This is a genomic window from Paraburkholderia sp. SIMBA_027 (assembly GCF_046535315.1).
Lineage (GTDB): Bacteria > Pseudomonadota > Gammaproteobacteria > Burkholderiales > Burkholderiaceae > Paraburkholderia > Paraburkholderia tropica.
The window spans coordinates 62,389-81,706 of sequence record NZ_JAWRWY010000009.1; the positions used below are offsets into that span (position 1 = coordinate 62,389).

At 65.7% G+C, this 19,318-nt stretch carries 14 protein-coding genes; 11 read left to right on the forward strand and 3 right to left on the reverse strand.

The features are described from left to right. Window positions 1-75 precede the first annotated feature (75 nt). From leuS to SB764_RS18155, 5 genes are all read left to right on the forward strand, one after another. Entirely contained in the window at window positions 76-2,670 is a 2,595-nt protein-coding gene (leuS, locus tag SB764_RS18135) for a leucine--tRNA ligase (RefSeq protein WP_321919728.1), read from the forward strand. 80 nt (window positions 2,671-2,750) lie between these two features. Next, window positions 2,751-3,302 (forward strand): LPS assembly lipoprotein LptE, encoded by a 552-nt coding sequence (lptE, locus tag SB764_RS18140; RefSeq protein WP_321852817.1) that lies wholly within the window; start codon window positions 2,751-2,753, stop codon window positions 3,300-3,302. 83 nt (window positions 3,303-3,385) lie between these two features. Next, the gene (holA, locus tag SB764_RS18145) at window positions 3,386-4,582 is read left to right on the forward strand and encodes a DNA polymerase III subunit delta (protein WP_110325426.1); all 1,197 of its coding nucleotides are present in this window, start codon (window positions 3,386-3,388) and stop codon (window positions 4,580-4,582) included. A 213-nt stretch (window positions 4,583-4,795) separates the two neighbouring features. Continuing rightward, window positions 4,796-6,067: a glutamate-5-semialdehyde dehydrogenase gene (locus SB764_RS18150; RefSeq protein WP_065065150.1), complete on the forward strand. Its 1,272-nt coding sequence runs from the start codon at window positions 4,796-4,798 to the stop codon at window positions 6,065-6,067. Between the two features lie 36 nt (window positions 6,068-6,103). After that, complete coding sequence (locus SB764_RS18155) at window positions 6,104-6,520, forward strand: CopD family protein (RefSeq protein ID WP_065065149.1); 417 nt, start codon at window positions 6,104-6,106, stop codon at window positions 6,518-6,520. Between the two features lie 36 nt (window positions 6,521-6,556). Here SB764_RS18155 and SB764_RS18160 read toward each other — a convergent pair whose 3' ends face one another. Further along, entirely contained in the window at window positions 6,557-7,015 is a 459-nt protein-coding gene (locus SB764_RS18160) for a nuclear transport factor 2 family protein (protein WP_065065148.1), read from the reverse strand. A gap of 745 nt (window positions 7,016-7,760) precedes the next feature. Between SB764_RS18160 and SB764_RS18165 the strand changes: the two genes are divergently transcribed. Beyond that, entirely contained in the window at window positions 7,761-9,461 is a 1,701-nt protein-coding gene (locus SB764_RS18165; protein ID WP_410864255.1) for a YadA-like family protein, read from the forward strand. 178 nt (window positions 9,462-9,639) lie between these two features. Here SB764_RS18165 and SB764_RS18170 read toward each other — a convergent pair whose 3' ends face one another. Further along, window positions 9,640-10,497, reverse strand: a complete 858-nt coding sequence (locus tag SB764_RS18170) for a MurR/RpiR family transcriptional regulator (RefSeq protein ID WP_065065146.1) — start codon at window positions 10,495-10,497, stop codon at window positions 9,640-9,642. A gap of 277 nt (window positions 10,498-10,774) precedes the next feature. Between SB764_RS18170 and edd the strand changes: the two genes are divergently transcribed. From edd to SB764_RS18190, 4 genes are all read left to right on the forward strand, one after another. Then, window positions 10,775-12,661: a phosphogluconate dehydratase gene (gene edd, locus SB764_RS18175; protein WP_065065145.1), complete on the forward strand. Its 1,887-nt coding sequence runs from the start codon at window positions 10,775-10,777 to the stop codon at window positions 12,659-12,661. A gap of 79 nt (window positions 12,662-12,740) precedes the next feature. Further along, the gene (gene eda, locus SB764_RS18180) at window positions 12,741-13,382 is read left to right on the forward strand and encodes a bifunctional 4-hydroxy-2-oxoglutarate aldolase/2-dehydro-3-deoxy-phosphogluconate aldolase (protein ID WP_065065144.1); all 642 of its coding nucleotides are present in this window, start codon (window positions 12,741-12,743) and stop codon (window positions 13,380-13,382) included. A 432-nt stretch (window positions 13,383-13,814) separates the two neighbouring features. Next, window positions 13,815-15,176, forward strand: a complete 1,362-nt coding sequence (locus SB764_RS18185; RefSeq protein ID WP_065065143.1) for a GntP family permease — start codon at window positions 13,815-13,817, stop codon at window positions 15,174-15,176. A 66-nt stretch (window positions 15,177-15,242) separates the two neighbouring features. Then, on the forward strand, window positions 15,243-15,746 hold the full coding sequence (locus SB764_RS18190; RefSeq protein WP_065065142.1) for a gluconokinase: 504 nt from the start codon (window positions 15,243-15,245) through the stop codon (window positions 15,744-15,746). Between the two features lie 112 nt (window positions 15,747-15,858). On the opposite strand, the gene purB is transcribed toward SB764_RS18190, so the two are convergent. Beyond that, window positions 15,859-17,247, reverse strand: a complete 1,389-nt coding sequence (purB, locus tag SB764_RS18195; RefSeq protein WP_321890815.1) for an adenylosuccinate lyase — start codon at window positions 17,245-17,247, stop codon at window positions 15,859-15,861. A gap of 234 nt (window positions 17,248-17,481) precedes the next feature. Between purB and SB764_RS18200 the strand changes: the two genes are divergently transcribed. Then, on the forward strand, window positions 17,482-19,272 hold the full coding sequence (locus tag SB764_RS18200; protein ID WP_410864258.1) for a tetratricopeptide repeat protein: 1,791 nt from the start codon (window positions 17,482-17,484) through the stop codon (window positions 19,270-19,272). The last annotated feature ends 46 nt before the right edge of the window (window positions 19,273-19,318 follow it).

The following is a 19,318-nucleotide window of genomic DNA, read 5'->3' on the forward strand; positions in this document are numbered from 1 at the left end:
CCGGCACCGACTCCGCCTGAATTTGAACTGAATCGGGCCAGAATCCGCCAGATTCCGCGTTACCCCATCCACACCATGCTCGAAAAATACGTTCCCTCCGACGTCGAATCCGCCGCGCAAGGCGAATGGCGCGACAGCGACGCTTACCGGACGGCCGAAAAGGCCGACAAGCCCAAGTTCTATTGCGTCTCGATGCTGCCGTATCCGTCGGGCAAACTGCACATGGGCCACGTGCGGAACTACACGATCAACGACGTGATGTACCGCTATCTGCGCATGAACGGCTACAACACGCTCATGCCGATGGGCTGGGACGCGTTCGGCATGCCCGCCGAGAACGCCGCGATGGCCAACGGCGTGCCGCCCGCGCAGTGGACGTACAGCAACATCGAGTACATGAAGGGCCAGATGCAGTCGATGGGCCTCGCGATTGACTGGTCGCGCGAAATCGCCACCTGCAAGCCCGACTACTACAAGTGGAACCAGTGGTTCTTCCTGAAGATGCTCGAGAAGGGCATCGCCTACAAGAAGACCGGCACGGTGAACTGGGATCCGGTCGATCAGACCGTGCTCGCCAACGAGCAGGTGATCGACGGCCGCGGCTGGCGCTCGGGCGCGCTGGTGGAAAAGCGCGAAATCCCGATGTACTACCTGCGCATCACGCAGTACGCCGATGAGCTGCTGAACGACCTCGACGGCCTCGGCTGGCCCGAGCGCGTCAAGATCATGCAGCAGAACTGGATCGGCAAGAGCTTCGGCGTGAACTTCGGTTTCCCGTACGAACTCGACGGCGAGAAGGCGCTGCTGCGCGTGTTCACCACGCGCGCCGACACGATCATGGGCGTGACGTTCTGCGCGATCGCCGCCGAGCACCCGCTCGCCACGCGCATCGCCCAGGACAAGCCGGAACTGCTGCCTTTCATCGACGAATGCAAGCGCGGCGGCGTCGCCGAAGCCGACATGGCCACGATGGAAAAGAAGGGCGTGGACACGGGCTTCACGGTCACGCATCCGGTCACGGGCGAGCAGGTGCCGGTGTGGATCGGCAACTACGTGCTGATGAGCTATGGCGAAGGCGCGGTAATGGGCGTGCCGGGCCACGACGAGCGCGACTTCGCGTTCGCGAAGAAATACGACCTGCCGATCAAGCAGGTGATCGCGGCGGAAGGCGAGACGTACTCGCTCGACGGCTGGCAGGAGTGGTACGGCGACAAGGATCGTGCCGTCACCGTGAACAGCGGCAAGTACGATGGCCTGAATTACGCGGCGGCGGTCGACGCCGTGGCGGCGGACCTGAAGGCGCACGGTTACGGCGACAAGCAGGTCACGTGGCGTCTGCGCGACTGGGGCATCTCGCGCCAGCGCTACTGGGGCACGCCGATCCCGATCATCCACTGCCCGAGCTGCGGCGACGTGCCGGTGCCCGAGCAGGACCTCCCGGTCGTGCTGCCGGAAGACCTCGTGCCGGACGGCACGGGCAACCCGCTCGCGAAGTCGGAAGCGTTCCTGAACTGCAAGTGCCCGAGCTGTGGCGCCGACGCAAAGCGCGAAACCGACACGATGGACACCTTCGTCGACTCGTCGTGGTACTTCTACCGCTACGCGGCGCCGGACGCAGTGAACATGGTCGACGAGCGCACCGACTACTGGATGCCGATGGACCAGTACATCGGCGGCATCGAGCACGCGATTCTTCACCTGCTGTACTCGCGTTTCTGGGCGAAGGTCTCGCGCGATCTCGGCCTCGTGAAGTTCGGCGAACCGGCGAAGAACCTGCTCACGCAGGGCATGGTGCTCAACGAAACGTTCTATCGCGAAGACGCGTCGGGCAAGAAGACCTGGTATAACCCGGCCGACGTCACGGTCACGCACGACGACAAGGGCCGTCCGACCGGCGCGACGCTCAACAGCGACGGTCAGGCCGTCGTGCTGGGCGGCATCGAGAAGATGTCGAAGTCGAAGAACAACGGCGTCGATCCGCAGGTGCTGATCGACCAGTACGGCGCCGACACCGCGCGTCTCTTCACGATGTTCGCCGCGCCGCCCGAGCAGCAGCTCGAATGGTCGGGCGCGGGCGTGGAAGGCGCGAGCCGTTTCCTGCGCCGCGTCTGGTCGTTCGGCTACACGAACGCGGAAGCGATCCGCTCGCGCGCGACGTTCGACGCCGCCGCGCTCACGGACGCCGAAAAGGCGCTGCGCCGCGAAGTCTATGGCGTGCTCAAGCAGGCCGACTTCGACTATCAGCGTTTGCAATACAACACGGTCGTGTCGGCGGCGATGAAGATGCTCAACGCCATCGACGGTGCGAAGACCGCCGGCGCGGGCGTGCAGCGCGAGACGTTCGGCGTGCTGCTGCGCGTGCTCTATCCGGTCGTTCCGCACCTCACGTTCGAACTGTGGAAGCTGCTCGGTTACGCCGACGAATACGGCACGCTGCTCGACGCGCCCTGGCCGAAGGTCGACGAACAGGCGCTCGAACAGGCCGAGATCGAACTCGTGCTCCAGGTGAACGGCAAGGTGCGTGGCGCCGTGACCGTCGCCAAGGATGCGCCGAAGGACGCGATCGAAGCGGCAGCGCTCGCTCACGAGATGTTCGTCAAGTTCGCGGAAGGCCGCGCACCGAAGAAGATCATCGTCGTGCCGGGCCGTCTCGTGAACGTCGTCGTCTGACGTGCCTCCCAGGCCGGCGCGCGCGTGCCAACGCACCGCGCGCCGGCCGAACTGAATCTGTCGCGAACCCAGGAGTCCACGTGATTCGCAGATCGTTCCTGTTAGTGGCGAGCAGCGCCCTGATGCTCTCGGCGTGCGGTTTTCAGCTGCGCGGCGAGCAGAACTACGCGTTCAAGCGCCTTGCCATCGTCGGCGCGCCCCCGCCCGTGGCGGCGCGCCTCACGCGCATGATCGAAGGCGGCAGCGATTCGGTCGTGGTCGATTCCACGGCCAACGCCGACGCCGTGCTGCGCGTGGGCGAATCGCGCGGCTTCAGCACGCTGACGCTGAGCTCGCTCGGCGCCGTCGAGGAATACCAGGTCAACTATTCGCTCAACTACGCGCTGATGGCGCCGGACGGTTCGCCGCTGATCCGCCCGAGCACGATCGCGCTGAACCGCGCGATGACCTATAGCGACCAGTATTCGACCGCGAAGGTGACCGAGTCGGATCTGCTGTTCGCGGACATGCAGAACGACGCGGTCGATCAGCTCACGCGCCGCCTCGCGGTGCTCAAGACGCTGCATCCGACGCCTGATCAGGTCGTGCCGGGCGTTGCGCCGCGCGCGCCGCTGCCACCGCCGCCGCTCTGATCGCTCAGTCGGTCGCCGGGTCGATTCCTGCACGGATCGGCCCGCGCTGACGCTGTTTTTGTTCTCCTACTAAAGCGCTCTTCATGCAACTGCGACTGGACGCACTCGAGCCGCACCTCGCCAAGGGGATGGCCGGCCTGTACGTCGTCTTCGGCGACGAGCACCTGCTCGCCCAGGAGGCGTGCGACCGCATCCGGGCGAGCGCGCGCGCCGCGGGCTTTACCGACCGCTCGGTGTTCACGGTCGAGCGCGGTTTCGACTGGAGCGCGCTGCTCGGCGCGAGCCAGTCGATGTCGCTGTTCGGCGATCGCCAACTGGTCGAGTTGCGCATTCCGACCGGCAAGCCCGGCAAGGAAGGCGCGGATGCGCTGAAGACGCTCGCGAAGTCGGGCAATCCCGACGTGCTGACGCTCGTCACGCTGCCGCGTCTCGATGCGGCCACGCAGAAGTCCGCGTGGTTCACGGCGCTCGCCGAAGGCGGAGTGGCGATCAAGATCGATCCGGTCGAGCGCGCCGCGCTGCCGAACTGGATCGGCCAGCGTCTGGGCATGCAGGGCCAGCGCGTCGCGCCCGGCGAAGATGGCCGCCGTTCGCTGCAGTTCGTCGCGGAGCGCGTCGAAGGCAACCTGCTGGCGGCGCATCAGGAAATCCAGAAGCTCGGGCTTCTGTATCCGCAAGGCGTCCTGAGCTTCGAGCAGATTCACGACGCCGTGCTCAACGTGGCGCGCTACGACGTCTTCAAGCTCAACGAAGCGATGCTGACCGGCGACGCGGGCCGCCTTGCGCGCATGCTCGACGGGTTGCAGGGCGAGGGTGAAGCCTCGGTGCTGGTGCTGTGGGCCGTCGTCGAGGAAATCCGCACGTTGCTGCGCATCAAGCGCGGTGTGGGCGCGGGCAAACCGCTCGCCATGCTGCTGCGTGAAAACCGCGTCTGGGGACCGCGCGAGCGCCTGATCGGGCCGGCGCTTTCGCGCCTTTCCGAAGCGACGCTGGAGCGCGGTCTCGCGCTCGCGGCGCGGCTCGACCGGCAGGTCAAGGGCCTCTCGGGGCAGGCGCGCGGCGACTGGCGCAATGCGCTGCCGCCCGATGCATGGGATGGCCTGTTCGAACTCGCGATGATGGTGGCCGCGCCGCGCGACACCGCGCCGCCGCCGCGTACCGGCGCGCGCAGCGAGGGCGACGCCCGCCGCGCCGCGCCAGCAAACCCGGCCGCCGCGGCTGCTGCTGCGGCCGCCGCCGCCCGACCGCGCACCGCAGGGCCGGGGCGTCGGACCAGCTAGCGCGATACGCGCGGCGTCCCCGCTCCCGCACCTGCATCCGTTCTGGCGCGATCGCGGCTTGATCACGGCGCCTGGCTGAACCTCGCTGAACGTCGCTGAATCCCGCCGCGCCCAGCAAAGCTGGCCCGTTCCCTTTAAAATTGACCTGATCTGAACCGCGCACCCCGCCGCCTTGCTGCATTCGCGCCGGACGCGCCGCATCACGAAGACATCATGGATATCGACCAGTACATGACCGACCTCGGCCGCCGCGCACGCAAGGCATCGCGCGCGATGGCGCGTGCCTCGACGGCCGCGAAGAACGCCGCGCTCGAAGCGGTGGCCCAGGCCATCGAGCGCGACGTGCAGCAACTGAAGGACGCCAACGCTCGCGACCTCGCGCGCGCGAAGGAGAAGGGCCACGACGCGGCTTTCATCGACCGCCTCACGCTCTCCGACAAAGCGATCGGCACGATGGTCGAAGGGCTGCGCCAGGTCGCGGCGCTGTCCGATCCGATCGGCGAGATCAGCAACATGAAGTTCCGCCCGAGCGGCATCCAGGTCGGCCAGATGCGCGTGCCGCTCGGCGTGATCGGCATCATCTACGAATCGCGTCCGAACGTGACCATCGACGCCGCGGCGCTGTGCCTGAAATCGGGCAACGCCACGATCCTGCGCGGCGGCTCCGAAGCGCTCGAATGCAATACGGCGCTCGCGAAGCTGATCGGCGAAGGGCTGGCGGCGGCGGGTCTGCCGCAAGACGCGGTGCAAGTCGTGGAAACGGCTGACCGCGCGGCGGTGGGCAAGCTCATCACCATGACGGAGTTCGTCGACGTGATCGTGCCGCGCGGCGGCAAGAGCCTGATCGAACGCCTGATCGCCGAAGCGCGCGTGCCGATGATCAAGCACCTCGACGGCATCTGCCACGTCTACGTGGACGACCGCGCCGATCTCGCGAAGGCGCTCACCGTGTGCGACAACGCGAAGACGCATCGCTACGGCACCTGCAACACGATGGAAACGCTGCTGGTCGCACGCGGCATCGCGCACGACGTGCTGCCGCCGCTGGGCCGTCTCTATCGCGACAAGGACGTCGAGCTGCGCGTGGACGCCGCAGCGCGTGCGATCCTCGCGGACGCCAACATCGGCCCGCTCGTGGACGCGACGGAAGAAGACTGGCGCACCGAGTACCTCGCGCCGGTGCTGGCGATCAAGATCGTGGACAACCTCGATCAGGCCGTCGATCACATCAACCTGTACGGCTCGCATCACACCGACGCCATCGTCACCGAAGACCACGACCGCGCGATGCGCTTCCTGCGCGAAGTGGATTCGGCAAGCGTGATGGTGAACGCCTCGACGCGTTTCGCCGACGGCTTCGAGTTCGGTCTGGGCGCAGAAATCGGCATCTCGAACGACAAGCTGCACGCGCGCGGCCCGGTCGGCCTCGAAGGGCTGACGTCGATGAAATACGTGGTGCTCGGCCACGGCGAAGGCCGCCAGTAGAGCGCGGCGCATCCCCAAAAACAACAAGGATTACCGATGCTTTGGGTCAAGACGTTTCATATCGTGCTGATCGCCTCGTGGTTCGCCGGTCTGTTCTATCTGCCGCGAATCTTCGTCAATCTCGCGATGGAAACGGAGCCCGCCGCCATCAACCGCCTGCTGATCATGGCGCGCAAGCTGTACCGCTTCATGACGCTGATCGCCGTGCCCGCACTGCTGTGCGGGCTGTGGCTGTGGCTCGTGGTGGGCATCGGGCGCGGCCAGGGCTGGATCCACGCGAAGGTGGGCGTGGTGGTGCTGCTGATCTTCTATCACGCGTATTGCGGGCGCCTGCTCAAGACCTTCGAGCGCGGCGAAAATACGCGATCGGACAAGTGGTATCGCATGTTCAACGAACTGCCGGTGCTGGGCATGCTGGCGGCCGTGGCGCTTGCTGTGATCAAGCCGTTCTGATTTCCCTTCCTCACGTTTTTCCCGCGACGGGCAGCCTCAGATGCTGCCCGTTTCTTTTCTGCGCATGCGCGACGCGGCCACGCGCCAGCCATCCGCGCGCTTCACGAACACGTCGGTGAAGCGGTATTCGACCGCCTTGTAGCCCGACGCGGGCGTATAGCGGTTGATGCCTGTCGCGACGGCAATATCGCCGAGCACCTGCACGCGCACGTCCCTAAGCACCTGCGAGCCGCCTTGCGGCTGCGCGGCGGCGGCCAGCAGTTCGCGCTTGCTGCGGCGCACGTCGCCGGGAAATACTTCGAAGAACTTATCGTCGAGCAGGTCGTTGAGTACCGGGCGGTCGCCCGTCGATGCGGCTTGCGTCCACTGGTATTCGAGCATCTGAACCTGAAGCGTTTCGGAAAGGGGATTGCTCGTGGGCGCGGCGGCGCTCGCGAGGGCGGCAACCGACAGCGTGAGCGCGCTGGCGGCGACGAGAATCTGCATGCGTTTCATGACGTTTCCTGACGTGAGACCGCGAACCGGCGTGGCTCGCGCGAACGGGGAAACGTTGGGAGATGCGGGGGACTGACCAGCGTGAAGGCGCGTGCCGTTTGCACGTGAATCGCGGGATCGTGACTGCCTGAGTGGCATCGCGAGGCGTTGACCTCGTTCAGCGTTTCCTCTCAAAACCAGTCTATTTATCTGACAGATTTAGCGGAATAGGACAAATCTCAAAAGCGGACGTCCGTGTCTGGCGTGCCGTTGCATCGTGTGATGACGGGTCGATATTGAGGATGTCAAAAAGCGTTGCACGGTAGTCAGCAAGTATTTTGCCCATTTTTTTCAGTGCTGAAACTGGGAGTTGGCGATTGCGGAGCGATATTTTCTTTCGGCTGTTATCCGATTAATAAGAAAATTCTCGGGGATGCCTTTTGCGGTGAATAAGTAAATATTCAGCAGGTTATTTTTTGCCAAAATCTTTGCTACTCGGTGTTTAAGAATTTTCGTATGTTCTGCTTAGTGACTGCTTAATACAGTCGCCAGTGTCATCGCCAGCCAAGGCGTTCCCGTGATCGATGCATGTGATTCGGGTTTCAAGGCTCGGCGAATTCGACGAGAACCGCTGACATTTCAAGTCAGTGCTTTCTTTGCATGGAAAGCAGCGTCGCCAGATTACTTCGTGAATCTGGTCGTGATCTCTGCTGTTTGCGTGCAAGGAGTATTCCGCTAGCTATTCCGTCACGAATCAGGGCACGAAATGAACAAGACATACAGATCAATCTGGAACGAGACCACGGGGACGTGGGTCGCGGTGCAAGAGGACGCGGCGGCGCGCGGCAAGCGTTCCTCGAAGGCTGTGATTGCAGGCGCGAGCGGGATCGTCGGCGTTCTCAATGTCATTGGCGTGATGGGCGGCGCGGCGCTGGCCACGTCCGCGCACGCAGACACCGTCGCCGACAATTCCGCCGCGCGCGTTGTTGCCGTCGGCACCGACTCCGTCGCCTCGCTCGACAACGCGGCGGTCGCTTACGGCACGGGTTCGTATGCGGACAGCGGCCTGGGGCTGCTGCCGGGTGTGGCCGTGGGTAGCCAGGCGGACGGCATGCAAGGCGCCTTTGCGGTGAACCTCGGGCAGGTGGCGCCGGTCGTCGGCGCTGCGCCGGTGGCCAGCGGCAGCGGTGGTGTTCAGATGTTGGCCATGAATAGCGCGCCGTTGCTTGGCGCTTCGCTGGCCTCCTCGGGCATCGACACAGGTGATCTGAACACGTCGTTCAAGACGGCTGCGTGGTACACGCAGATCAAGGGCATCGCCAATGCGGCCGGTTCGGCCGCTCCGACCGACGCGGCGCGCGTGGTCGGGCTGGGCAGTATCGCCATGGGATCGAACACGCAATCCGACGGTAACGGCAGCATGGCGTTGGGCACCCAGTCGTACGCGAAGGCGAACGATTCGGTCGCGCTCGGTACGGGCTCGGTCTCGACTCAGGCGAATACGGTTGCAGCCAATAGCTCCGACGCAGTGAACGGTGCACAGCTCTACACGCTCGCATCGAGTGTGGCCGACGGGTTGGGCGGCGGCTCGACGGTCGACGGCGAAGGCAAGGTCACGGCGCCGACCTACAACATTGGCGGCAATACCTACAACAACGTCGGCGGAGCTCTGACCAACATCGATGCCCGCGTGACGACGCTGGAAACTACCGTTGTCGGCAAGGTGGAAAATGCGGTGCAGTACGACAGCGCCGCGCACGACAAGGTCACGCTCGGCGGCACCGACGCCTCTGCGGCCGTGAAGCTGACGAATCTCGCCGACGGCGACATCTCGTCGGCCTCGAGCACCGACGCGGTCACGGGTGGCCAGTTGTATGCCACGAACGAGAACGTCGCGGCACTGACCCAGGCAGTCCAGAACATCGGCGATACGAGTTCGCCGTATGTTGCGGTCAATTCGACGAGCGGTCCGGCTTCGGCGTCGGGCAGCAACTCGATTGCCATGGGCGGCGGTGCGAACGCATCGGGCGCGAGCTCGACGGCGATCGGCGACAAGGCGTCGGCCACGGGAGAGAACTCGGTCGCGCTGGGTGCGAATTCGGTGGCGGATCAGGCGAACACGGTGTCCGTCGGTTCGGCGGGCAACGAGCGCCGCATCACGAACGTCGCCGATGGCGTAGCGGGCACGGACGCTGTGAACATGCGCCAGTTCCAGTCGGGCATGACGGAGATGCAGCGCAACGCCTACGGCGGTATCGCGGCGGCCACGGCGCTGACGATGATTCCGGACGTCGACCAGGGCAAGACCATTGCGGTGGGCATCGGTACCGCCAACTACAAGGGCTACCAGGCCACGGCGCTCGGCGTGTCGGCGCGCATTACGCAGAACGTCAAGGTCAAGATGGGCGCGGGTTACAGCGCGGGCGGCGACACCACGTGGGGCGGCGGTATGTCCTACCAGTGGTAAGCGCCTGACGGCGAGCGCGGAGGCGGGGCAGCCAGCCCGCTTCTGATCGCGCCGGATTCGGCCGGGGCGTGCGGCAGCGCACCGCTCAGCATGCCCGGCTATAAGGCAAAGCGGACTCCCTTGGGAGTCCGCTTTTTTTTGCTCGATGTTCGCCGCTGCAGCGCGGGGCGTCGAGCGTTCAACCGTTGGCGTCGAGTCTGCGACGATCGATGATGTCTTTCGCGCCGGCGAGCTTTTCCGCGAGCTCCGGGCCGCGCTGGAGCGCAACGCCCACCGCCAGGATGTCGCCGATCGCGAGGTGCGAAGTGCGCGAGGTCATCGGCGAAAAAACATCGGTGTCTTCGTCCACGTTTGCGTGCAAGCCCACACTCGCGAGGCGGGCAAGCGGCGAGGTGCCGTGCGTGATCGCGATGACCTTCGCGCCGCGATCGAGCGCGGTGCGGGCGGCGTCCACCACGTCGCGCGTGCGTCCCGTATTCGAAATGGCCACGACCACGTCGCCGGGACCGAGCAAGGCCGCCGACATCAGGAACGTGTGCGGGTCCGAGTAAGCGACGCTCGGCATGCCGAGGCGGAAGAACTTGTGCTGCATGTCCTGCGCCGCGATGCCCGAACCGCCCGCGCCGTAGAACTCGATGCGCGCCGCTTTCGCGAGCAGATCGATCGCGGCGCCGAGTGCGTCGGTGGAGAGGTTGTTGCGCACCTGGAGCAGCGCGCCGATCGTGCGTTCGAGCACCTTCGCCGCGACGCCTGGCACCGGCTCGTCGGGACTCACATCACGGTAAACGGCCGGCAGGGCGCTCGGCAGATCGCCAGCCACGGCCTGCGCGAGCCGGATCTTGAACTCGCGGAACCCCGAGAAGCCGAGCGCGTGACAAAAACGCGCGATCGTCGGCTGGCTCACGCCGGCGCGCTGGGCAACTTCGGTCATCGAAAGATCGAGCAGCTCGCGGGGCGCGTCGACGATGTAATCGGCGAGCTTGCGCTCCGATGGACGCAATTGCTCGCGGATGGCCTTCACCTGGGACAGCAGCATTGGGAAACTCGCACTATGCTGAAAGATCCGTGGACTATAGCGGATCATGGGTCATGTACAAAAACTACAGAATCCTGACCGATGGTGCAATTGGGGGTTGTGCCGGATCGAATGAAATCAAGCTAAATAGAGGTTTTTGCAGCGCTTGCACCATTCGATCCCAGGGCAAAACCGGGATTGCGACCGTGTAGTTTTTCTACTAACATCGCGCCATCGCTGTTTGGACCGCGTGATGTGTCCCCGAGCGCCTGAGCGAGATAACAAGGAAGGAGATTCGATGGTTTCCCCGCATTCGCAGTTGATGAAGGTCACGCAACGCGTGATCGAGCGCAGCAAGCCGACGCGCGAGGCCTATCTCGCGCGCATCACGGCGGCGCAGGACCGTTTCCCGGCACGCGGTGCGCTCTCGTGCGCGAATCTCGCTCACGGTTTCGCCGGTCTCGAAGGGCGCGACAAGATTGCCATCAAGGCGATCCGCGAACCGAACATCGGCATCGTCTCGTCCTACAACGAGATGCTCTCGGCCCATGCGCCGTACAAAGACTTTCCCGACATCATCAAGAAGGCGGCCCGCGAAGGCGGCGGCGTCGCGCAATTCGCGGGCGGCGTGCCGGCGATGTGCGACGGCGTCACGCAGGGCAATGCCGGCATGGAGCTGTCGCTGTTCTCGCGTGAAGTGATCGCGATGAGCACGGCGGTCGCGCTCACGCACAACATGTTCGACGCGGCGCTGTGCCTCGGCGTGTGCGACAAGATCGTGCCGGGCTTGCTGATCGGCGCGCTGCAGTTCGGCCATCTGCCGACGATCTTCGTGCCCGCTGGCCCGATGACGAGCGGCATCTCGAACGACGACAAGGCCAAGGTCCGCCAGAAGTTCGCGACCGGCCAGTGCGACCGCGACGCGCTGCTCGAATCCGAAGCCGCCGCGTATCACGGCCACGGCACCTGCACGTTCTACGGCACGGCCAACAGCAACCAGATGCTGATGGAAGTGATGGGCCTGCATCTGCCGGGCTCGGCCTTCATCCATCCGCATACGCCGCTGCGCGACGAACTCACCGCCGCTGCCGCGCGCCGCGTGCTCGAACTGACGGTCGAGCGCGGCAACTACACGCCGATCGGCCACGTGGTCGACGAAAAGTCCGTGATCAACGGCATCGTCGCGCTGATGGCGACGGGCGGCTCGACCAACCACACGCTGCACCTCGTGGCGATGGCGCGTGCGGCGGGCATCCTGATCGACTGGAACGATTTCGACGAACTGTCGGCGGCCGTGCCGCTGCTCGCGCGCGTCTATCCGAACGGCAAGGCCGACGTGAACCACTTCCACGCGGCGGGCGGCATCGCTTTCCTCGTGCGCGAACTGCTCGACGGCGGCCTGCTGCACGAAGACGTGAAGACGGTGGCGGGCGAAGGGCTGCGTCACTACACCGAGGAGCCGAAGCTGCTCGACGGCAAGCTCACGTGGGTGCCGGCCGTGGAAAAGAGCGCCGACGACGCCGTGTTGCGTCCGCTCGCCACGCCGTTCCAGCCGGACGGCGGTCTGCGACTGATGCAGGGCAAGCTCGGTCGCGGTGTCATCAAGGTCTCGGCGGTTGCGCCGCAGCATCGCAAGCTGAGCGCGCCCGCAATCGTGTTCGACTCGCAGGAAGCGGTGCAGGAAGCGTTCGATCGCGGCGAGCTGGAGCGCGATTTCGTGGCGGTCGTGCGCTTCCAGGGCGCGCGCGCCAACGGCATGCCGGAGCTGCACCGCCTCACGCCGCTGCTCGGCGTGCTGCAGGACAAGGGCTTCCATGTCGCGCTCGTGACCGACGGGCGGATGTCGGGCGCGTCGGGCAAGGTGCCCGCGGTGATCCACGTGTCGCCGGAAACGCTGCTGCACGGCCCGATCGGCAAGGTGCGCGACGGCGATACGATCGTGATCGATGCGGAACGCGGCGTGCTCGACATCGAAGTCGATCAGGCCGAATGGGACGCGCGCCCGGTCGCGCAACCGGCGCATCAGGAAAGCAATGAAGTGGGCTTCGGCCGCGAGCTGTTCGGCGTGTTTCGCGCCGCCGCGGCGCCGGCCGAGCTGGGCGCGACGGTGTTCGGCCCGCTCGTCGGCGAAGTGCCGGCCAGTGCGTCGGCCACGCAGCACGCGCCGCAGACCGCGAGCGCCTGAACAACTGAGCGCCTGAGCGGCCGACGTCACCGCGACGCGGCAACGCAACGAACAGAATTCATCATCAAGGAGCCTGAACATGGCACAAAGCACGGTGGCCGACATTGTCCGCCTTGGCCCGGTGATTCCGGTGCTGGCCTTCGAAACGCCCGAACAGGGCGAGCACGTTTCGCGCGCGCTGCACGCGGGCGGCGTGAAGGTGCTGGAAATCACGCTGCGCACCAAGGCCGGTCTCGAAGCGATCGAGCGCGCGGCGCAGATCGCGCCGGATATCGCCGTCGGCGTCGGCACGATCACGAAGCCCGAGCATTGCGCGCTGGCGAAGAAGGCGGGCGCGACGTTCGGCGTCTCGCCGGGCCTCACGCGTGAAATCCATCAGGCGTCGCTCGACGCCGGTCTGCCGCTGCTGCCGGGCGTCATGACGCCGACGGACATCATCGTCGCGATGGAACTCGGCTACGAGATCGTCAAGTTCTTCCCGGCCGTTCCCGCGGGCGGCCTGAACATGCTGCAGGCATTCCACGGCCCGTTCCCGACGCTGAAGTTTTGCCCGACCGGCGGCATCAGCGCCGAAACCGCGCCGAATTTCCTCGCGCTGCCCAACGTGGTGTGCGTGGGCGGCTCGTGGCTCACGCCGAAGGCCGCGCTCGCGGCGCAGGACTGGGCCGAAGTCACGCGTCTCGCGCGCGCGGCGAGCGAGCTTTCGCGTCCGGTGCGCTAAGGCGTCCGCTCGATCGACGAGGAAAGGCAACTAACTGAAGTTTGATTCACGATCGACGGACAACGGGCGCAAGCGCGCGCCGCACGAGTCGGCGCTTCGGCACGCTAAATAAGGTGCTGATCGCCGTCGCCGGGCGGGCGATTTCCGGACCGCCCGCACCGCCTGGACCGGCCGTTCAGCCCGGCGGTGCCGACGTGCTTTCCCGCCCGTTTCCGTCGCGTGTTTTCACGAGCCGCGCAGGCTGCGCCCGAGAGGGCGTGCGCCTTGCGCGGCTCGCTCGTCTTTCGAGCAGACAACCCGGAAAGTCGTTATAACCTCTACAATCCCGGCCCGGCGACGGCCGACCCCCTGCGTTTTCCACGTGCGCGTTTTTCAAGATGCCGCAGGCGCGGCGGCGCGGGGATACCGAACAACTACCTGGAGAGGAGCCTCATGGGAGTGGCCCACGGCAGTTCGCTGCTGATTTACGCGCTCGTCGCGATTGCCGCGCTGATCCTGCTGATCACGCGTTTCAAGGTGTATCCGTTTCTGGTCCTGATCATCGTTTCGCTGCTGCTCGGCCTCGCCGTCGGCATGCCGATGGATCAGATCGTCAAATCGTTCGAAACCGGCAACGGCAACACGCTCGGCCACATCGCGATCGTGGTGGGCCTCGGCACGATGCTCGGCAAGATGATGGCCGAATCGGGCGGCGCCGAACGTATCGCCACCACGCTGATACGCTGGTTCGGCGAGAAGAACATCCACTGGGCGATGATGTGCGTGGCCGTGATCGTCGGCCTGCCCGTGTTCTTCGAAGTCGGTTTCGTGCTGCTGATTCCGATCGCGTTCAACGTCGCCAAGCGCACCGGCAAGTCGCTGCTGCTGATCGGTCTGCCGATGGTCGCGGGTCTCTCGGTCGTGCATGGCCTGATTCCGCCGCACCCGGCCGCGCTGCTCGCCGTGCAGGCGTATCACGCCGACATCGGCCGGACCATCGCGTATGGTCTGATCGTCGGTATTCCGACGGCGATCGTCGCCGGACCGCTGTTCGCGCTGTTCATCCACCGCTTCATCAAGCTGCCGGAGAACAATCCGCTCTCCGCGCAGTTCGTGAGCAAGGCCGATCCGAAGCCCGACAGCGAGTTGCCGAGCTTCGGCATCACGCTCTTCACGATTCTGCTGCCGGTGATCCTGATGCTGGTCGGCTCGTGGGCGGACCTCGTGTTCGCGCCGAAGACGCTGCCGAACAATCTGTTGCACTTCATCGGCACCTCGGATGTCGCGCTGCTGATCGCCGTGCTGGTAAGCTTCTGGACCTTCGGCGCGCAACGCGGCTTCAATCGCGAGCAGATCCAGAAGTTCTGCGGCGACTGCCTCGCGCCGATCGCCGGCATCACGCTGATCGTGGGGGCGGGCGGCGGTTTCGGCCGCGTGCTGATGGACAGCGGCGTCTCGAAGCAGATCGTCGAACTCGCACAGACGGCGCATCTGTCACCGCTTTTGCTCGGCTGGCTGGTCGCCGCGCTGATCCGTCTCGCGACGGGCTCGGCCACGGTCGCGATGACCACCGCCTGCGGCATCGTCGCGCCGATCGCCTCGGCGGCCGGCGTCACGGTTCAGCCGGAACTGCTCGTGCTCGCCACGGGTTCGGGCTCGCTGATCTTCTCGCACGTCAACGACGGCGGATTCTGGCTGATCAAGGAATATTTCGGCATGACCGTGGGTCAGACGTTCAAGACCTGGTCGCTGCTGGAGACCATCATTTCGCTGCTGGGCCTCGGACTGACGTTCGCGCTCTCGGCAGTGGTGTAACAGGTAAATTTGCATGAGGCGGCGCGCGGCATTCACGCCGGGCGGCCGCCGACTGAGGAGCAGTAGATGATTCTGATTGCAATGGGCGTGTCGGGCGCCGGCAAGACGCGTATCGGCGAGATGCTGGCCGAGCGCCTCAAGTGTGCCTTCACCGACGGCGACGCTTTCCACAGCGAAGCCAACAAGAAGAAGATGCACGACGGCATTCCGCTCACCGACGACGACCGCTGGCCGTGGCTGCGCACGATTCGCGCCGCCATCGAGGAAAAGCAGCGCGCGCACGAGACGGCCGTGTTCACGTGCTCGTCGCTCAAGCGTTCGTACCGCGACATCCTGCGCGGCGGCGATCACGACGTCGTGTTCGTGTATCTGAAGGGCTCGTACGAAGTGCTGCACGAGCGCCTCGCCACGCGCACCGGCCACTTCTTCGATCCGTCGCTGCTGCAAAGCCAGCTCGACACGCTCGAAGTGCCGGGCGCCGACGAAGCGATCGAGGTGAGTATCGAGCTCACGCCCGAGCAGATCGTCGACGACGTGCTCAAGCAGCTCGAAACGCGCCGCGTGGGTTGATCCGCACGGCGGTTTTGAACGGCTGCAAATAAAAAAGCCCCGGTTTCGCACCGGGGCTTTTTGTTTGGCACCGCCGCCAGGGCGCTTGCCAAAACAGACTTACGAAACGGATTTACGAAATGCGCTTCGCGAGTTCGGCAGCCTTGCCGATGTACGACGCGGGCGTCATGTCCAGCAGACGCTGCTTCGCGTCTTCGGGAATCGCGAGACCCGAAACGAAGGTTTGCAGCGCTTCGCGCGTGATGCCCTTGCCGCGCGTGAGTTCCTTCAACTGCTCGTACGGGTTTTCGATGCCGTAGCGGCGCATCACGGTCTGCACCGGCTCGGCCAGCACTTCCCACGTGGCGTCGAGGTCGTCGTTCAGGCGCTGCGGGTTCACTTCGAGCTTGTCGATGCCGCGGATCAGCGCGTCATAGGCGAGCAGCGAGTAACCGAACGCGACGCCGATATTGCGCAGCACCGTCGAGTCGGTCAGGTCGCGCTGCCAGCGCGACACGGGCAGCTTGTCGGCGAGGTGACGCAGCGTGGCGTTCGCGAGACCGAGGTTGCCTTCCGAGTTTTCGAAGTCGATCGGATTGACCTTGTGCGGCATCGTCGACGAACCGATTTCGCCGGCCTTCAGCTTCTGCTTGAAGTAGCCGAGCGAGATGTAGCCCCACACGTCGCGGTCGAGGTCGAGCAGGATCGTGTTCGCGCGCGCGACGGCGTCGAACAGTTCGGCCATGTAGTCGTGCGGCTCGATCTGGATCGTGTACGGGTTGAACGTGAGTTTCAGGCGCTGTTCGACGACGTTCTTCGAGAACGCTTCCCAGTCGAATTCCGGATACGCCGAGAGGTGCGCGTTGAAGTTGCCGACCGCGCCGTTCATCTTGCCGAGCAGTTCGACCTTCTCGATGCGCGTGATTGCGCGCGCGAGACGGGCGGCGACGTTGGCGACTTCCTTGCCGAGCGTCGTCGGGCTGGCGGGCTGACCGTGCGTGCGCGAGAGCATCGGCTGGTCGGCCTGTGCGTGCGCGAGCGCCACGAGGCGCTGATGCACCGAGCGCAGCGCCGGCAGGATCACGTGCTCACGCGCGCCGGCGAGCATCAGGCCGTGCGACGTGTTGTTGATGTCTTCCGAGGTGCAGGCGAAGTGGATGAACTCGCTGGCGCGCTCCAGTTCCGGCTGACCCTTCACCGATTCCTTGAGCCAGTACTCGACCGCCTTCACGTCGTGGTTCGTCACGCGCTCGATGTCCTTGATGCGCGCGGCGTCGTGCGCCGTGAAGTTCTCGGCGAGCTTGAGCAGGAACTGCTCCGACGCTTCCGAGAAGCGCGGCACTTCCGCGAAACCGGCTTGCGACAGCGCGATCAGCCAGTGGATTTCCACGGTCACGCGATTGCGCATGAAGGCGGCTTCCGAGAGCCAGTCGCGCAGGGCTTCGGTTTTCGAGGCGTAGCGGCCGTCGAGCGGGGAGAGCGCGTTGAGCGCGAAGAGGGTATCGGGACGAGTGTCGGACATGATGGGGACGTAACGTGTGGCGTTACGATCAGAAAGGAACCGGGGGGAGCCGGGTATTTTATCACCACGCTGACAGCGTCCGGTCGGGGATTCGGGGCGGCTTGCAGGCGGGGCCGCCTGGTCGCGTGAGGCGCGCTGCGTCAGAGTTTCGGAACTGTCTGACAGACATAGGGAGGGCGGCGGCATACGGTGATGAGGTCGGCGGCGTTGGCCGCTTCTCGTTTTCCGATCCGCATGAACCGCGATTCCCTTTTTCCTCCGCTCGACGACGCAACTGCACTCGTCGATGCCGCGCTCGCCGAACACCGCGCCGGGCGGCTCGACGCCGCGCAGACGCTGTACGAGCGCGCCCTCGCTCGCGATCCCCGCTGCGCGCGTGCGCTGCACTATCTCGGCGTACTGGCGATGAGCCGCGGCGAGCTTGCCCGCGCCGCCGAACTCATGGATCGCGCGCTGGCGCATACGCCCGCCGATGCCGAGTGCTTGAGCAATCGCGGCGTGGTGGCCGCGCGGCAGAACGATCAAGCGCGCGCAGCGATGTTCCAGCGCAAGGCGCTCGCGTGGTCGCCCGATTTCGCCAACGCGCACAACAATCTCGCCAACGCGTTCATGGCGCTGGGCGACCTCGCGGGTGCCGAGCACCATTACGCGCGCGCCCGCGAGATCGATCCGCAATCGGCGCATTTCGCCTTCAATCTGGGGCGCGCGCTCGAAAAGGCGGGACGCGCGGACGCCGCCATCGCGCAATTTCGCGCGTCGCGCGCGCTCGCGCCGCACGATACGGCGACGCTCGCGCATCTGGGCAAGCTGCTGCGCGCGGCGGGCGAACATGCCGAGGCGGCGGCCTGCTTCGAGGCGATCGTCGCGCGCGAGCCGGACAACGCACACGCGCTCTTCGAACTCGGCTACGCCTACGACGCGATGCATCGCTATGACGAGGCGATCGCGCTCTATCAACGCGCCGCGGCACTGCGGCCCGACGCGGCGGGCGTCGTCAACAATCTCGCGTTTGCCTACACGGCGCTTGCGCGCTATGACGAAGCCGAAACGCACTATCGGCGCGCGCTGGAATTGAATCCGGATCTGCCGGAGTCGCGCTTTCAGCTCGGCATGCTGCTGCTGCGCCGCCAGGAATACGCACAAGGCTGGCCGCTGTTCGAGAACCGCAAGACCACCGCATTCGGCAAGCCGAACTATCGCAAGCTGCCGCCGCCCGAATGGCAGGGCGAGCCGCTTGCGGGCAAGCGTTTTCTGATTGCGCGCGAGCAGGGCGTGGGCGATCAGATCCAGTTCGTGCGTTACGCGCAGTGGCTCGCCGCACAGGGCGCGCAGGTCGATGCGTGGGTCGCGCCCGAACTGGCGCCGCTGGTGGCGACGGTGCCGGGCGTCGCGCGCGTGCTCGACGCCGCGCCCGGCGACGCCGATATGGCGCGCGACTACGACTTCTGCTGCGACGTGATGAGCTTGCCGCTCAAATTTCCCGGCCGGCCGATTTACGCGCCGACTTCCTATATGCACGCCGATCCGGCCCTCGTCGAGATGTGGCGCATGCGCGTGGCGGCCCGCTCGGGCGGTGTGCGGCGGCGCATCGGGCTCGTCTGGGCGGGCAATCCGCGTCATCATTTCGACGCCTTCCGCTCGCTGCCGCTGAAGGCGCTGCTGCCGCTCGCCGCGCTCGGCGGCCACGCCTGGTTCGCGATCCAGAAGGGCGAGGGCGTGCGGCAACTGCCCGACGTGGCGGGCCGCTGGCCGCTGCACGCGGTCGGCGACGATCTGCCCGATTTCGCCGCCACGGCCGCGCTGATCGAGGCGCTCGATCTGGTGATCACCGTCGATACCTCGGTGGCGCATCTGGCCGGCGCGCTCGGCAAGCCGGTGTGGGTGCTGCTCGCCGCGCAGCCCGACTGGCGCTGGGGCATGGGCCGCGCCGATTCGGTCTGGTCTCCGTCCGCGCGGCTGTTCCGGCAGACCACGCTCGGCGACTGGCGCGGCGTGGTGGCGGAACTGGAGGCCGCGCTGCGCTGACAGCGCCCGCGCGCGGGCCTAGAATGCGGACTTCTCATTTGCTCGC

Bases quoted from the DNA above. Each gene is read 5' to 3' on its own strand.
- leuS (WP_321919728.1), top strand. From the start codon at position 76: ATGCTCGAAAAATACGTTCCCTCCGACGTCGAATCCGCCGCGCAAGGC.
- holA (WP_110325426.1), top strand. From the start codon at position 3,386: ATGCAACTGCGACTGGACGCACTCGAGCCGCACCTCGCCAAGGGGATG.
- SB764_RS18150 (WP_065065150.1), top strand. From the start codon at position 4,796: ATGGATATCGACCAGTACATGACCGACCTCGGCCGCCGCGCACGCAAG.
- SB764_RS18155 (WP_065065149.1), top strand. From the start codon at position 6,104: ATGCTTTGGGTCAAGACGTTTCATATCGTGCTGATCGCCTCGTGGTTC.
- SB764_RS18160 (WP_065065148.1), bottom strand. From the start codon at position 7,015: ATGAAACGCATGCAGATTCTCGTCGCCGCCAGCGCGCTCACGCTGTCG.
- SB764_RS18165 (WP_410864255.1), top strand. From the start codon at position 7,761: ATGAACAAGACATACAGATCAATCTGGAACGAGACCACGGGGACGTGG.
- SB764_RS18170 (WP_065065146.1), bottom strand. From the start codon at position 10,497: ATGCTGCTGTCCCAGGTGAAGGCCATCCGCGAGCAATTGCGTCCATCG.
- edd (WP_065065145.1), top strand. From the start codon at position 10,775: ATGGTTTCCCCGCATTCGCAGTTGATGAAGGTCACGCAACGCGTGATC.
- eda (WP_065065144.1), top strand. From the start codon at position 12,741: ATGGCACAAAGCACGGTGGCCGACATTGTCCGCCTTGGCCCGGTGATT.
- SB764_RS18185 (WP_065065143.1), top strand. From the start codon at position 13,815: ATGGGAGTGGCCCACGGCAGTTCGCTGCTGATTTACGCGCTCGTCGCG.
- SB764_RS18190 (WP_065065142.1), top strand. From the start codon at position 15,243: ATGATTCTGATTGCAATGGGCGTGTCGGGCGCCGGCAAGACGCGTATC.
- purB (WP_321890815.1), bottom strand. From the start codon at position 17,247: ATGTCCGACACTCGTCCCGATACCCTCTTCGCGCTCAACGCGCTCTCC.
- SB764_RS18200 (WP_410864258.1), top strand. From the start codon at position 17,482: ATGAACCGCGATTCCCTTTTTCCTCCGCTCGACGACGCAACTGCACTC.